General features: G+C 59.5%; 17 protein-coding genes and 1 tRNA gene. 13 read left to right on the forward strand and 5 right to left on the reverse strand.

All coding sequences use genetic code 11. The features are described 5' to 3' along the window. Positions 1–2: 2 nt before the first annotated feature. Positions 3–76: transfer RNA gene (locus QZ498_RS12095), tRNA-Gly, on the forward strand. Between the two features lie 150 nt (positions 77–226). Continuing rightward, a complete protein-coding gene (cmk, locus tag QZ498_RS12100) occupies positions 227–835 on the forward strand; it encodes a (d)CMP kinase (RefSeq protein ID WP_294622573.1) in 609 nt (202 codons plus the stop codon). 11 nt (positions 836–846) lie between these two features. On the opposite strand, the gene QZ498_RS12105 is transcribed toward cmk, so the two are convergent. Beyond that, positions 847–1,248, reverse strand: coding sequence for a hypothetical protein (locus tag QZ498_RS12105; RefSeq protein WP_294622575.1), 402 nt, complete (start codon positions 1,246–1,248; stop codon positions 847–849). Between the two features lie 336 nt (positions 1,249–1,584). On the opposite strand from QZ498_RS12105, the gene rpsA reads away from it, so the two are divergent. From rpsA to QZ498_RS12145, 8 genes are all read left to right on the forward strand, one after another. Next, entirely contained in the window at positions 1,585–3,267 is a 1,683-nt protein-coding gene (gene rpsA, locus QZ498_RS12110) for a 30S ribosomal protein S1 (protein ID WP_294622577.1), read from the forward strand. A 293-nt stretch (positions 3,268–3,560) separates the two neighbouring features. Further along, positions 3,561–3,845, forward strand: coding sequence for an integration host factor subunit beta (gene ihfB / locus QZ498_RS12115; protein ID WP_294622579.1), 285 nt, complete (start codon positions 3,561–3,563; stop codon positions 3,843–3,845). Further along, positions 3,845–4,195, forward strand: coding sequence for a LapA family protein (locus tag QZ498_RS12120; RefSeq protein ID WP_294622580.1), 351 nt, complete (start codon positions 3,845–3,847; stop codon positions 4,193–4,195). The genes ihfB and QZ498_RS12120 overlap by 1 nt, the downstream gene beginning before the upstream one ends. 9 nt (positions 4,196–4,204) lie before the next feature. Beyond that, complete coding sequence (locus QZ498_RS12125; RefSeq protein WP_294622582.1) at positions 4,205–4,849, forward strand: phosphoribosylanthranilate isomerase; 645 nt, start codon at positions 4,205–4,207, stop codon at positions 4,847–4,849. Between the two features lie 330 nt (positions 4,850–5,179). After that, a complete protein-coding gene (locus QZ498_RS12130; protein ID WP_294622584.1) occupies positions 5,180–5,809 on the forward strand; it encodes a class I SAM-dependent methyltransferase in 630 nt (209 codons plus the stop codon). Between the two features lie 77 nt (positions 5,810–5,886). Next, on the forward strand, positions 5,887–7,131 hold the full coding sequence (gene trpB / locus QZ498_RS12135) for a tryptophan synthase subunit beta (protein ID WP_294622586.1): 1,245 nt from the start codon (positions 5,887–5,889) through the stop codon (positions 7,129–7,131). 105 nt (positions 7,132–7,236) lie between these two features. After that, entirely contained in the window at positions 7,237–7,620 is a 384-nt protein-coding gene (locus QZ498_RS12140) for a hypothetical protein (RefSeq protein WP_294622588.1), read from the forward strand. Next, positions 7,620–8,156, forward strand: a complete 537-nt coding sequence (locus QZ498_RS12145; RefSeq protein WP_294622590.1) for a LuxR C-terminal-related transcriptional regulator — start codon at positions 7,620–7,622, stop codon at positions 8,154–8,156. Before QZ498_RS12140 ends, QZ498_RS12145 begins: the two co-directional genes overlap by 1 nt. Before the next feature lie 15 nt (positions 8,157–8,171). On the opposite strand, the gene QZ498_RS12150 is transcribed toward QZ498_RS12145, so the two are convergent. Genes QZ498_RS12150 through QZ498_RS12160 form a run of 3 tightly spaced genes read right to left on the reverse strand, consistent with a single transcriptional unit; the run spans position 8,172 to position 10,075 of the window. Beyond that, positions 8,172–8,546 carry a DUF2237 domain-containing protein gene (locus tag QZ498_RS12150; protein ID WP_294622592.1) on the reverse strand — a complete coding sequence of 125 codons (375 nt, stop codon included), beginning with the start codon at positions 8,544–8,546 and terminating at the stop codon, positions 8,172–8,174. 30 nt (positions 8,547–8,576) lie between these two features. Further along, positions 8,577–8,897 carry an antibiotic biosynthesis monooxygenase gene (locus QZ498_RS12155; RefSeq protein WP_294622594.1) on the reverse strand — a complete coding sequence of 107 codons (321 nt, stop codon included), beginning with the start codon at positions 8,895–8,897 and terminating at the stop codon, positions 8,577–8,579. A gap of 14 nt (positions 8,898–8,911) precedes the next feature. Further along, positions 8,912–10,075, reverse strand: a complete 1,164-nt coding sequence (locus tag QZ498_RS12160; RefSeq protein ID WP_294622596.1) for a serine hydrolase — start codon at positions 10,073–10,075, stop codon at positions 8,912–8,914. 327 nt (positions 10,076–10,402) lie between these two features. Here QZ498_RS12160 and QZ498_RS12165 point away from each other — a divergent pair, with 327 nt between their 5' ends. The 3 genes from QZ498_RS12165 to QZ498_RS12175 are packed head-to-tail and all read left to right on the forward strand — an operon-like array spanning position 10,403 to position 12,532. Then, positions 10,403–11,176, forward strand: a complete 774-nt coding sequence (locus QZ498_RS12165; RefSeq protein WP_294622598.1) for a methyltransferase domain-containing protein — start codon at positions 10,403–10,405, stop codon at positions 11,174–11,176. 29 nt (positions 11,177–11,205) lie between these two features. Then, entirely contained in the window at positions 11,206–11,847 is a 642-nt protein-coding gene (locus QZ498_RS12170) for a class I SAM-dependent methyltransferase (RefSeq protein WP_294622600.1), read from the forward strand. Continuing rightward, positions 11,837–12,532 carry an AAA family ATPase gene (locus QZ498_RS12175; protein WP_294622601.1) on the forward strand — a complete coding sequence of 232 codons (696 nt, stop codon included), beginning with the start codon at positions 11,837–11,839 and terminating at the stop codon, positions 12,530–12,532. Before QZ498_RS12170 ends, QZ498_RS12175 begins: the two co-directional genes overlap by 11 nt. A gap of 57 nt (positions 12,533–12,589) precedes the next feature. On the opposite strand, the gene pth is transcribed toward QZ498_RS12175, so the two are convergent. Continuing rightward, positions 12,590–13,273 carry an aminoacyl-tRNA hydrolase gene (gene pth / locus QZ498_RS12180; RefSeq protein ID WP_294622603.1) on the reverse strand — a complete coding sequence of 228 codons (684 nt, stop codon included), beginning with the start codon at positions 13,271–13,273 and terminating at the stop codon, positions 12,590–12,592. Positions 13,274–13,310: the final 37 nt, after the last annotated feature.

Consider the following 13,310-nt stretch of genomic DNA (forward strand, 5'->3'; position numbering starts at 1 on the left):
GCGCGGGTATGGTGAAAAGGTATCACGCGAGCTTCCCAAGCTTAAGTTACGGGTTCGATTCCCGTTACCCGCTCCAAGAATTTTTCTGACAGTATGAATTTGGGGCGCTGCCCCGTCGCCCTTCGGGCGACTCCCCGGGATATTTTGGAACAGAAGAAGAGATGCGCCCTGCTTGAGGGTTTTGCGCGCTTGCTCTAGTCCTTCTTGGCAGATCAAGGGGTGAGACATGGCATTTACCATTGCAATCGACGGGCCCGCGGCGGCGGGCAAGGGGACGGTGTCAAAGGCGGTGGCGGCGCATTTCGGCTTTGCGCATCTGGACACGGGGCTGTTGTATCGCGCCACGGGGCGGCGGACATTGGATGGCACTGATCCGGTAGAGGCCGCGCAGTCTTTGCAGGCCGAAGATCTGGAGGCGGGCGATCTGCGCACCCCTGAAGTGGCACAGGCGGCAAGCCGCGTGGCGGCTGATCCGGAAGTACGGCAGGCCTTGGTGGATTTTCAGCGCGCTTTTGCCCGGCGGGCCGGGGGCGCGGTTCTGGACGGGCGCGACATCGGCACGGTGATCTGCCCAGAGGCCGAGGTGAAGCTCTTCGTCACCGCCTCTGACGACATCCGGGCCGAACGGCGGTTCAAGGAACTCACCGAAGGGGGGCACGATGTGACCTATGACGAGGTGCTGGCCGATTTGCGCGCCCGGGACGAACGCGACAGCGCCCGCGCCGCGGCCCCCTTGAAGCCTGCCGAAGATGCGGTGATGCTCGACACCTCGCGGATGAGCATTGATGAGGCCGTGGCGGCGGCGATCTCGGAGGTGGAGGCGCGGCGCGGCTGATCCGTCTGATGTCAGGCGGGTGGGATCGATCCACGTTCCCCCAAGAGCCAACGCGCGACGTCAATGTAATCAAACACGAGCGATATGATGATTGTGATCAGATACGTCCAGCTTGCCAAGCGTGGCAGGCGCGGCATCCGGTGATTGCGCAACATCAGCATCATATAGACGGCCAAGGGCGTCCAGATCAGCAGATGCGGCAACCCCAAAAGCCGCACGAATCCCATTTGTCCGTAGAGCCACATCATGAGGGAGATATTCGCGATTGCAGCGGCCAGCAGAACCGCGCCCTCGCGCCGACAGGTTTTATGGATCAAGAGCAGGAGCGGCGTTCCGACCATGAGCAGGGTCATCCACCCGACCCAGAGTCGCAGCAGCGGGCCTTGGGTTGCGACGGCTTCGGAAAAGCTCATGTTCGAGCCTCCTGCTTGGCGGTGACCGGTTGGACGGCTAACAGCGGGTCTTTGCCCGGTCAACCGTTGTGGCCGGATAAGACTTGCAATCAAGGGGCCAAGCGGCTAAACGCCCCCTGTCGACAAGGCGGAAACCGCCACAGATCAAAGACATCGAGCAGGGTCGGGATACCGGCCCTCTTTGTTTTGTGGTTTGCCGGGTTGATAAAGCCGCTCTTCTTCGGAAGGGCAAAACAGCTCTGCCCTCAAGTAGCGAAGCGGTAGGGCTTTCATCAAAGACCGGCGGAGACAACCGCGCGGCCCGTAAAATGCACTTGTAAAGGAAAACGACGCCACATGGCTCAGAACGCATCAATGGAGGAATTCGAGGCCCTCCTTAACGAAAGCCTCGAAATGGACACGCCCAACGAGGGCTCTGTTGTCAAAGGCAAGGTCATCGCGATCGAAGCGGGCCAAGCCATCATCGACGTCGGCTACAAAATGGAAGGCCGTGTCGAACTCAAGGAATTCGCAAACCCCGGTGAAGCGCCCGAAATCGAAGTCGGCGACGAAGTCGAGGTTTACCTGCGCGCGGCGGAAAACGCCCGTGGCGAAGCGGTTATCAGCCGCGAGATGGCCCGCCGCGAAGAAGCCTGGGATCGTCTGGAAAAAGCCTATGCCGACGACCAGCGTGTCGAAGGCGCGATCTTTGGCCGTGTCAAAGGCGGCTTTACCGTCGATCTGGGCGGTGCAGTGGCCTTCTTGCCCGGCAGCCAGGTTGACGTGCGCCCCGTGCGCGACGCGGGCCCGCTGATGGGTCTCAAGCAGCCCTTCCAAATCCTCAAGATGGACCGTCGCCGTGGCAACATCGTTGTCTCGCGCCGTGCGATCCTCGAAGAAAGCCGCGCCGAACAGCGCGCCGAGGTCATCGCCAAGCTGGCCGAAGGGGACACCGTGGAAGGCGTCGTCAAGAACATCACCGAATACGGGGCCTTCGTGGACCTGGGCGGTGTCGACGGTCTGCTGCACGTCACCGACATGGCATGGCGCCGTGTGAACCACCCGTCGGAGATCCTGTCGATTGGCGAAACCGTCAACGTGCAGGTCATCAAGATCAACAAAGACACCCACCGCATCAGCCTTGGCATGAAGCAGCTGCAGGAAGATCCCTGGGATCTGGTTGCCGCCAAGTACCCGCTGAGCTCGGTGCACACTGGTCGCGTGACCAACATCACCGACTACGGTGCATTCGTTGAGCTGGAGCCGGGTGTCGAAGGTCTGGTTCACGTCTCGGAAATGTCCTGGACCAAGAAGAACGTGCACCCCGGCAAGATCGTTTCGACCTCTCAGGAAGTCGAAGTCATGGTGCTGGAGATCGACCCCAGCAAACGCCGTGTCTCGCTTGGCCTCAAGCAGACGCAGCGCAACCCATGGGAAGTCTTCGCCGAAACCCACCCCGTCGGCACCGAAGTCGAAGGCGAGGTCAAGAACATCACCGAATTCGGCCTGTTCATCGGCCTGCCCGGCGAGATCGACGGCATGGTTCACCTTTCGGACCTGTCGTGGGACGAGCGTGGCGAGGACGCGATCCAGAACTACAAGAAGGGCGACATGGTTAAGGCCGTCGTCTCGGAAGTGGATGTCGAGAAAGAGCGCATTTCGCTCTCGATCAAGGCGCTGGATGGCGACCCCTTCGCCGATGCCGTTGGCGGCGTGAAGCGTGGCTCGATCATCACCGTCGAAGTGACCGCGATCGAAGATGGCGGCATCGAGGTGGAATACGAAGGCATGAAGAGCTTCATCCGCCGCTCCGACCTGTCGCGTGACCGTGCCGAACAACGCCCCGAGCGTTTCTCGGTCGGTGACAAGATCGACGTCCGCGTCACCAACATCGACAGCAAATCGCGCCGTCTTGGTCTTTCGATCAAGGCCCGCGAGATCGCCGAAGAAAAAGAAGCCGTCGAACAGTTCGGCAGCTCGGATTCGGGTGCGTCGCTGGGCGATATTCTTGGCGCCGCGCTTAAACGCGACGACGACTGAGATCAGCCGATCAAGAAAGTTCAAAACGCCCCGGGCCTGTCCCGGGGCGTTTTTTTGTGCGCGATGCCCGGTGCCGAATCGTAACGCCATGGGCAGGCGCCAAGGCCAAGCGGATGGCCCGGAGTGGTGCCAATATCCCCATGGCAAGTGAGGAAATTGCCCCCAAGTGGCGAATTTCTGGGAATTTTCCTGCTGTTCCGGCCCGCCTTTCTGTTTCGGTTTTTCAACTTTCTATCTATAGTCGTGACGTTAAATGACGGGCGCGACCAAAAAAGATCCGTGGGAGGACCCCGATGATCAGATCGGAATTGATTCAAAAGATTGCTGACGAAAACCCGCACTTGTACCAGCGGGATGTGGAGCGGATCGTGAACACGATCTTCAACGAAATCACCAATGCCATGGCCGAGGGAAACCGCGTGGAACTGCGCGGTTTCGGCGCGTTTTCGGTCAAGAAACGTGACGCCCGAACCGGCCGCAACCCGCGCACCGGTGAAACGGTGAGCGTGGAAGAAAAACACGTGCCGTTCTTCAAGACCGGCAAATTGCTGCGAGATCGACTGAACGGGAAATCCTGATGCGCTACGTTCGCTATGCCTCGATCGCCATCTTCGCGCTGGCGCTCATCCTGATTGCACTGGCCAACCGCGGGATGGTGTCGGTCAAGGTCTGGCCCGATGAACTGGCCGGTATGGCCGCGCTCAACCCCAGCTATGAAGTGCCGCTGTTCGTGGTGATTTTCGGCGGTGTTTTCACCGGGTTCATCGTCGGGTTGATCTGGGAATGGATTCGCGAGCACGGGGAGCGGGCCGAGGCCGCGCGCAAGGCGCGGGAACTCAGCGCCCTGCGCGCCGAAGTGCGGCGCCTGAAGGGCGAAAAGCACCAAGGCAAGGACGAGGTGCTGGCACTTCTGGACGAGGCCGGTTAAACCCCGGCCATGGCCAAGGACACACGCGTCAAAATCTGTGGTTTGACGGAAACCGCCGACATCCCCGCCGCGATCGTGGCGGGCGCCTCCTACGTGGGCTTTGTCTTTTTCCCCAAATCCCCCCGCCACCTTGAGCTTGAAGCGGCCCGTTTCATGGCCACCTCGGTGCCTGAAGGTATCGTGAAGGTAGCGCTGACCGTCGATGCCGATGATGCCATGCTCGATGAGCTGACAGCCGAGGTGCCGCTGGACATGTTGCAGCTTCACGGCAAGGAAAGCCCCGCTCGCGTGTCGGAAGTGAAATCGCGGTACGGGTTGCCGGTGATGAAGGCCATCGGCATCGAGACGAAAACCGACCTGACGCAGATCGACTTTTATTCCAAGGTCGCCGATCAATTGCTGATCGACGCCAAGCCGCCGAAAGAGGCAGAACGCCCCGGCGGCAATGCCGTGGCCTTTGACTGGTCGCTGGTGGCGGGGCGACGTTGGCCGGTGCCTTGGATGCTGGCAGGTGGTCTCAACCCCGAAAACGTGGGCGACGCCGTGCGCGCGACCGGTGCGCGGCAAGTCGATGTTTCCTCCGGTGTGGAAAGCGCGCCGGGGCTCAAGGACGCCCAGAAGATGGCCGATTTCGTGGCTGCCGCTCGAGCATGATTTGCTTTCGTGCCGCCACGCGCGGCAGGATGCCGGTTGATTCAATTGACGATGAACGCCGCCGGCAGCGACAGCCGCAGGTTTTATGAAGGTTTGGGGTTTGAGGCCTCGCATGTGGGGTTCAAGCGGTATCTGGACTAAGCTGCCCAGACCAAAAGGAGCGGCTTCGCCGCGCTGGTTAAGCGTGCTTCGCACGCCGATAGGGGGCTTTGCCCCCGACGTTGAAAATCGAAAGATTTTCAACGCCTCCCCCAGGATATTTTTGAACAGAAGAAAGGGATTGTTTTTCGCTTCGGGGGCTTTGATAGTTTGAACGATGGGAGTATGCGCATGAGCGGGCACAAAGAGATACTTGAAAGCGTCTATGGGGCGCAATCGCCCGAGGAATCGCGCGCGGCTTATGACCAGTGGTCGGCCAGCTATGATGCCGATAATCTGGCCAAGGGCTTTCGCTTGCCGGGATTGGGCGCGGGGATGTTGGCACGTCATCTTGGAGTGACCGAGGGGCCCGTTCTTGATGCAGGCTGTGGGACCGGATTGGTCGGCGACAGCCTCGCCACGCTGGGGTATGCGCCGATCATCGGCTGTGATCTGTCTTCCGAGATGATCGCGGCGGCGCGAAAGACGGCGGCCTATGCCGGCTTTGAGCAGGCCAATATGGCCGAGGGTTTACCCTTTGAGGACGATCTTTTCGCCGGTTTCACCTGTATCGGGTCTTTCGGGCCGGGCCATGCGCCACCCGAGAGCCTTTACGAATTGGCACGGGTCACCCGGCCCGGTGGGGTGGGCGTGTTCAACCTGTTGACCGCCACATGGGGAGAGCAGGGCTTTCCAAAGGTGATTGATGATTTGCTGGCCAAGGGTACATGGGAGGAGATCGAGGTCAGCCGCCCCTTCCGGCCCTATCTGCTGGCCGAGCCGGATCTGTGGGCGCGCCTGCACGTCATGCGGATGCTTTAGGTTTTCGCTGGAAAATCCCGCCGGTGTCCCATATTGAACAGCAGGATCAAACGGCCCAGACGGGAAGGCAGACAGCGATGAACGATCTTTTCAATTCCTTCATGACCGGACCTGACGAAAAGGGCCGGTTCGGTGACTTCGGCGGGCGCTTCGTGTCCGAAACCCTGATGCCGCTGATCCTCGAATTGGAAGAGCAATACGAGAATGCCAAGACCGACCAGAGTTTCTGGGACGAGATGCATCATCTTTGGACCCATTACGTCGGCCGCCCCAGCCCGCTGTATTTCGCCGAGCGGATGACCGAGGCGCTGGGCGGGGCCAAGATTTACCTCAAGCGCGATGAGTTGAACCACACCGGCGCGCATAAGATCAACAATGTGCTGGGCCAGATCATCCTTGCCCGCCGCATGGGCAAGACCCGGATCATCGCCGAAACCGGCGCCGGGCAACACGGCGTGGCCACCGCCACCGTCTGTGCCAAGTTCGGCTTGAAATGCGTGGTCTACATGGGCGCGCATGATGTTGAACGCCAAGCGCCCAACGTTTTCCGCATGCGCCTTTTGGGGGCCGAGGTGGTACCGGTGACCTCTGGTCGTGGCACGCTCAAGGATGCGATGAACGATGCGCTGCGCGATTGGGTGACCAATGTGCGCGATACCTTCTACTGCATCGGTACCGTCGCCGGGCCGCACCCGTACCCCGCCATGGTCCGCGATTTCCAGTCGATCATCGGCAAGGAAGCCAAGGAGCAGATGCAAGCCGCCGAAGGCCGTCTGCCCGATACGATCATCGCCGCCATCGGTGGTGGATCGAACGCCATGGGCCTGTTTTTCCCCTTCCTTGACGACAAGGAGGTGGGCATCATCGGGGTCGAGGCCGGCGGCAAAGGCGTGAATGAGAAGATGGAGCATTGCGCCTCGCTCACCGGTGGCCGCCCGGGCGTCTTGCACGGCAACCGCACCTATCTTTTGCAAGACGACGATGGCCAGATCCTCGAAGGCTATTCCATTTCGGCGGGTCTGGATTACCCCGGCATCGGCCCCGAACACAGCTGGCTGCACGAGATTGGCCGCGCGCAATATGTTTCCATCACAGATAAAGAAGCCCTGGAAGCCTTCCAGTTCTGCTGCGCACAAGAGGGGATCATCCCCGCGCTGGAACCCAGCCATGCCATGGCGCATGTGATGAAAATCGCGCCCGAGCTGCCCAAAGATCACATCATCTGCATGAACATGTGTGGCCGGGGCGACAAGGATATCTTCACCGTCGCCAAGCACCTTGGCTTTGACATGGGCGATACCGAAGGCCGCGACGCGGACTAAACTTCGGTTTATACCGCCTGAAATAAACCCCCGGTGCCTGTCGCCGGGGGTTTTTTCGTGCCAGATTGGGGTAATAAGGCCTGCCCCATCGTATAGGATCCCCAGATGCTCCGCCGTTCGCTTCTCATTGCCTGCCTGTCGCTGGCCCCGCTGGCCGGGGTGGCGCAGGCCCAGACCGCCCAGGACCGGATCGTGCAACAATTGCGCGACCAAGGGTTTGACGAGATCGAGGTGACGCGCACATGGCTGGGCCGGGTGCGAATCGTCGCCGAGGAAGACGATACGCTGCGCGAGATCATCCTCAACCCCAACACCGGCCATATCCTGCGCGACTATTGGGTCGAACTGGATGACGACGACGATGATGACGATCGCGACGACGACGATGATGACCGGGACGATGACGACGATTACCACGATGATGATGACGATGACCGCGACCGCCGCCGTGGCGTGCTCGACAACGATCACGACGCGGATGACGACTGATGAAGCGCCCCTTGCCGCATATCATCCTGTTTGCCGTGCAAATCGCCTGCGCGGGGGTTTTTCTTTATGACATCACGGTCACGCTTCTGGGCCTGCGGGCCGCGCCTATTTCCTGGCAGCTTTACGAGATGATCGAGATCGGCGCGGCCGTCGGCCTGCTACTGGGCGTGCTGGCCACCGGCGTCTTGTTGCGCCACTCCATCGGCCGCCAACAGCGCGCCGAAGAGGGGCTGCGCCTTGCCTCGGGCGCTTTCGCCCAGGTGCTGGAAGAGCGTTTTGACACTTGGGGCCTGACGCCGGCTGAACGTGACGTGGCGCTGTTTTCCATCAAGGGGCTGTCACTGTCGGATATCGCCGCGTTGCGCCAGACCTCCGAAGGGACCGTCAAGGCGCAAAGCAATGCCATCTACCGCAAGGCCGGGGTCAGCAGCCGCGCCCAGTTGCTCAGCCTCTTCATCGACGATCTGATGGAAGATAACGGCCTGCCGGGGGTAGAGCCCCCAATGGATCAGGATACGCCCAAGAAAAGCGCCTGAGCCCGTGGCGCGGCCTTAAGCCTCCGCATGCGCCTGCAAAACCTCCAGCGGCACGATCTCCAACGCCCGCTGATGCGTCGCCGCCAGCCGCACCTTGGGGGCACAGCCCTCGTCATGCGCCTGCAAGAACCGCGCGGCACACAGGCACCATTGATCGCCGGGTTTCAACCCGTCGAAGCCGAACTCCGGGCGCGGGGTCGAAAGATCATTGCCCACGTATTTCGAATAGGCCAGAAACTCGGCGGTCATCAGGGCGCACACCGTGTGGCTGCCCTGATCCTCGTCGCAGGTGTTGCAATGCCCATCCCGGAAAAACCCGGTCAAAGGGTCGTCCGAGCATTTCTCCAAACGCCCGCCCAGAGCATTCACCGCTTCGTCTTTGCCGATCATCGCGCAACCTCCATTACCATATGACCGCGCTCATGCCTCATGCAGCACGGTTTCGAACCCCTCGAACTGCGGCGGGCCAAGCATCGCGTCCTGGGTTTTCGATGCCCCCGCATCCTTATGGGCGGCGCGAAACTGCGCCGATTTGGTCCAGGCCTCGAAATCCGCCCGGCTCTCCCAAACCGCGTGGCTGATATACAGGGTCACACCATCGCCCTGTGGCCCCTTCAACAGCCGGAACTCGCGAAAGCCGGGGGTCTCTTTCAGGTGGCTTTCGCGTTCCGCCCACATCCGCTCGAACCCCTCTTCATGGCCCTCGCGGATCTCAAACCGGTTCATCGCAACAAACTGCATCACTTCCCCTTCGTTCAAAGCGCCTCGGCGATCCGGCGCAGCATGGCGACATTGGCCTCATGCACACCGTCCTCGCGAAACTGCCGGTCGGCTCCTGTCACCACGATCACCGTATCACGCGCCTGATCAATGTAGATGTACTGCCCGTAAATGCCACGTGCGAAAAAGACGCCCTCGGGCGCACCCACCGGATTCCACCACTGGTAGCCATAGCCGGTCTCGCCGGGCAGGGTTGGCGCGCTGGCGCGGGTCGAGGCGCGCACCCAATCGGCGGGCACCACCTGTTGGCCTGCGATCCGCCCGCCTTGCTCGTACATCAGGCCAAACCGCGCATAGTCGCGGCTGCGCAGGTTCAGCCCGCCCAGAACAAAGGCCACCCCCTCGCCATCGCTCAGGTAATAGGGGGCGGCCTCAAGCCCCAAGGGCGCGATCACCTTCTCGCTCATCAACTCCGGAATATCGCGCCCCGTGGCCCCGCGAATGACCATGCCAAGCGCATGGGTGTCTATCGAAACATACTCCCAAACCGCCCCCGGCGCGGCGGCCCGCGCGGTCAAACCGGCGGCAAACCCATCCATCGTGCCACCAAGCGCCAGAACCCGGCCCATGCGGTTGATGTCTGAATCATAGTCCAGATAATCCTCGTCAAATTCCAGCCCGGAGGTCATTTGCAGGACATGCCGGATGCTCACCCCGTCATAGGCGCTGCCGGCAAGTTGCGGGGCGTATTTCGTCACCGGATCGTCAAGCGAGTCGATCGCGCCCTCCGCCTCGATGATCCCAAAAAGAGCCGACAGGAAACTCTTGGCCATCGACCAACTGATCCGCCGGTCCTCCGGCCCGGTGCCGAGGTGATAGCTTTCATGCACGATCTGGCCTGCATCCAGCACCAGAAGCGAGGTCACGCTGCGCGCCTCGATCCATTCCGCCGCCCCCTCGGGCAAGACCATCGCCGGGCCTTGCGGCAGGGGTGTCACAGGGCCATCCCCGCGTGACAAGGGCACCGTCAGAAAGGCGCGCTCCATGTTCGAGAAATTCTCGACGATCTTACCCTCGTCAAAAAGCGTGTTGACCGCCCAAAGCCGCTTGATTTCCTCCCGCTTCAAAATGCCGACCGCGAGGGCCGCCAAAAGCGCCATGAGGGCAATCCGCCCGCCCCATTTGAAAATCGTACGCATGTTCGCTTCCCCTGTCACTTCGGGCAGAAAAGCAGCAAGACATCAGGACACGATACGTGGACATGCTGCAAACCCGTTCGAAAATCTGTGACCACTTCACTGCACCATGGAAAGGTCCACAACACCAAATGTTGGACGAACCGCCGCAATCCTTTCAACGACTACTACGCCAATCGCAACCTTGGGGCGCAGTTTTTCGTGCCCTGTGCTGCCGGAATGATCTGCGCGATACAGGCGTTTAACAGGCAAATAGCATTTGTTTTTCCGCCCTCGTTGGGCGATGCTGCGCTCGGATGAGATCTCTCTACGGAATTTTGGTAAACAAGTATGAAAAAGCGAACGGCTCACCACAAGTATTCTTGGTTTCCCGCTCCTCCCCTCGATATCAACGAACCCTATAAACTCGGCAATTATGCCGTGAATGATGTCAGTGGTGCCATTGCAAAAAAATACCTCGATCGCGCAGCCAATCTGAAAAGAAGCTGGACCCGCATTTGCACGCATCTGCCGGAAACCGTGGACACGACCGAAAAGTTGCAAATTCTGGAATTTTCAACGGCCCACGGCGCGATGCTCGAAATCTGGAATGCACTCGGGCATGATGCGCAGGGAACAGATTATGCCGTGCCCGAGGGATACCGAAAAACATACAGGAAAATCGCCTCGGACGATCAGGTTTTCCAGTCGCTCCACGGCAATCCCGTGGGAAAGGTGCAAAGCGGCTGGATTTATCAACCGATCATCGAATCAATCGGCGCCCGGGTGCATTTGTTCGACGCCGGGAAGGTGCCCTATGACTTCGAGGACAAGTCGTTCGATTACATCTGCTGCTATCAGGCGATAGAGGCCTACGCCGTGCCAGCCGAGTGGGACAAGATCGTTGACGAGTTCTGCCGCATTGCCCGTCGCGGGGTTGTCATCGGGTTCAACCCGCCACCGCTACGCGCAGATGACTCATCGGGTTGGGACGCCACGAAAATCGCGTGGGAAAAACTTCGGACATACAAGAAGAACGGTTTCACAAATCTGTTCTTCGAGTTCGACGAAACAAATCGCGGGTTCCACCCGTCATGTTGCAAGCTGGTCGCGGACAGCATTTAGTAAACCGTCAAAAAAAGGGAGCAGTCGATATGGGTAAATCCGGAGCCAAAGGCGATTCATATTATGGAAAAGTTGCCGCTAACTATGAAAAGCGCCGCAGCAAACAGGGCTGGTGGCAGGTAGAGCAAGAGCAGATGCAATCTTTGCTGGAAACTCTGCCGGAAGGATTGTCCGTGCTGGACGTTCCGTTTGGCACGGGTCGTTTTGTTCCCTATTACGTCGACCGTGGCTTTACCATTCATGGGCTCGATGCCTCCATCGAGATGCTCGCCGCAGCGCGGGAGAGTCTCGGCGACAACTTCAACAAGTGTAAAGTTGCCGTAGGTAGCGCAATGGAGATGGATTTTGACGACAACCAATTCGATTTGCTGGTAAGTACGCGTTTCCTGCGCGATATCATCGTGGCCAAGGATGCGAAAAAGGCCTTGTCCGAATTCGCAAGGGTCACAAAACAATATGCGATCATCCAACTGGGCGAGAATACTCAGGACGAAAGCGCAGAAATTGATCCGGAAGTCATTTTGGAAAGCAAACTGTCCGCCGAGGGAAACGCGGAGCTGCTTGGCGAGGCCGGCTTGGAAGTGGTCGAAAAACGATTGGTAAAATCGGATCCGGACGTAAACTCCAACATCTACCACGTTCTGTGCAGGAAGGCGGCGAATGCTGATTGAACTCGCTGGTTTGCCGGGGTCCGGAAAAACGACACTTCTGAAAGAATTGAAACGAGAGTTTGAAAAGCGGGATGTGTCTTTCACGGATGCAAACACGATCGCTCAAAAGCGTACGGACGACAAGAATGTCCCCCGGTTCGTCAGGAACAAGCCTCACAGGAACCTGCTGTTCCGGCTCACTCGGTTTTCAGCCAAGAACCCAGAGTTCTTTTCGAAAGCCGAGCAGTCATTCGAGGAGGCAACAACCAAGAAATTCCTGTTCTTTCTTTTCGGGGCCCATTTTCAAATGGCGCAGGATCTTCAGCGGCCTGACGAGATGGTGTTTCTGGATGAGGGGTTTTTGAACCACTGCGTGACAATTTACCCTGAGAAGAACCAGCGTTTGGATTTTCTTCAACTGATAAATTCTGCGCCAAAATGTGATGTGTTGATATTTTTGGACATCGCGGCGGAGGTCGCTTTCAACCGGGCTGTCCAGCGCCAGAGCGGCATTGACAACGCGCGCGAACGTATCATCGAGAAATTCGGTGACATTGATGCTTTCGAGGAACGTCGCGGCAATTTTTTGGCGGCGGTAGACCTCTATAAAGATCAAAACGCAACAGTATTGCTGGTCGAACCGGAGGACAGCCCTGATCAGGCAGCGACAAGGCTTGCCGATCAACTTGTCGCTCTGAAAGGGTGAAGGACAACGTCCCGGTATTTCCGCAACGGGCGCACCAACGCGCCCGCCGCGCCAATCCTAGCGAAACTTGTCCACCAGTTTCTGCAAGGGCGACCGCTCATCCTGTGGCGCAGGCTCTTCTGCTTTCATGGGCTTTTTTGCCTCCACCTTCGGCGCGGGCTTTTCCGGCTTCGCAGGGGCCATCCGCCGCGCCACGGCGTTCTGAAACTTGTCCGCGTGACCCGCCGCCAGCTCTGGCGCACCATCGGAAATCCCGCGCATCAGGTCGTCCAGCCAATCCCCATCCGCCTTGGCGAAATCCTGTAGCACATACTGCGCCACCATCTCCTTGCGGCCCGGATGCCCCACGCCCAAGCGCACGCGGGTATAGTCGGCCCCGATATGCGCATGGATTGACCGCAAGCCATTATGCCCCGCGTGGCCGCCGCCCCGCTTCACCCGGCATTTGCCCGGCACAAGGTCCAACTCGTCGTGAAAGACGGTCACATCGCCCGGCTCCAGCTTGTAGAACCGCATCGCCTCGCCCACGGACTGTCCGCTGAGGTTCATGAAGGTCTTGGGCTTGAGCAGCAGCACCTTCTCAGCACCCAAACGCCCCTCGCAAATCTCGCCCTGAAATTTTGCCCGCCACGGGGCAAAGCCATGATCCTCGGCAATCCGCTCCACGGCCATGAACCCGATGTTGTGCCGGTTGGCTGCGTATTTCGGCCCCGGATTGCCCAATCCCACGAAAAGCTGCATCGCCTCTACCTCGTCTGTCTCAAACCTGTCCTACGCG

Origin of the sequence: uncultured Roseovarius sp. (genome assembly GCF_913057115.1) — a bacterium.
Lineage (GTDB): Bacteria > Pseudomonadota > Alphaproteobacteria > Rhodobacterales > Rhodobacteraceae > Roseovarius.

Coding starts and splice junctions, on each gene's coding strand:
- QZ498_RS12120 (WP_294622580.1), top strand. CDS start 3,845: ATGCGCTACGTTCGCTATGCCTCGATCGCCATCTTCGCGCTGGCGCTC.
- QZ498_RS12165 (WP_294622598.1), top strand. CDS start 10,403: ATGAAAAAGCGAACGGCTCACCACAAGTATTCTTGGTTTCCCGCTCCT.
- QZ498_RS12105 (WP_294622575.1), bottom strand. CDS start 1,248: ATGAGCTTTTCCGAAGCCGTCGCAACCCAAGGCCCGCTGCTGCGACTC.
- QZ498_RS12150 (WP_294622592.1), bottom strand. CDS start 8,546: ATGATCGGCAAAGACGAAGCGGTGAATGCTCTGGGCGGGCGTTTGGAG.
- QZ498_RS12125 (WP_294622582.1), top strand. CDS start 4,205: ATGGCCAAGGACACACGCGTCAAAATCTGTGGTTTGACGGAAACCGCC.
- QZ498_RS12140 (WP_294622588.1), top strand. CDS start 7,237: ATGCTCCGCCGTTCGCTTCTCATTGCCTGCCTGTCGCTGGCCCCGCTG.
- cmk (WP_294622573.1), top strand. CDS start 227: ATGGCATTTACCATTGCAATCGACGGGCCCGCGGCGGCGGGCAAGGGG.
- QZ498_RS12170 (WP_294622600.1), top strand. CDS start 11,206: ATGGGTAAATCCGGAGCCAAAGGCGATTCATATTATGGAAAAGTTGCC.
- QZ498_RS12155 (WP_294622594.1), bottom strand. CDS start 8,897: ATGCAGTTTGTTGCGATGAACCGGTTTGAGATCCGCGAGGGCCATGAA.
- QZ498_RS12130 (WP_294622584.1), top strand. CDS start 5,180: ATGAGCGGGCACAAAGAGATACTTGAAAGCGTCTATGGGGCGCAATCG.
- QZ498_RS12175 (WP_294622601.1), top strand. CDS start 11,837: ATGCTGATTGAACTCGCTGGTTTGCCGGGGTCCGGAAAAACGACACTT.
- pth (WP_294622603.1), bottom strand. CDS start 13,273: ATGCAGCTTTTCGTGGGATTGGGCAATCCGGGGCCGAAATACGCAGCC.
- QZ498_RS12160 (WP_294622596.1), bottom strand. CDS start 10,075: ATGCGTACGATTTTCAAATGGGGCGGGCGGATTGCCCTCATGGCGCTT.
- QZ498_RS12145 (WP_294622590.1), top strand. CDS start 7,620: ATGAAGCGCCCCTTGCCGCATATCATCCTGTTTGCCGTGCAAATCGCC.
- ihfB (WP_294622579.1), top strand. CDS start 3,561: ATGATCAGATCGGAATTGATTCAAAAGATTGCTGACGAAAACCCGCAC.
- trpB (WP_294622586.1), top strand. CDS start 5,887: ATGAACGATCTTTTCAATTCCTTCATGACCGGACCTGACGAAAAGGGC.
- rpsA (WP_294622577.1), top strand. CDS start 1,585: ATGGCTCAGAACGCATCAATGGAGGAATTCGAGGCCCTCCTTAACGAA.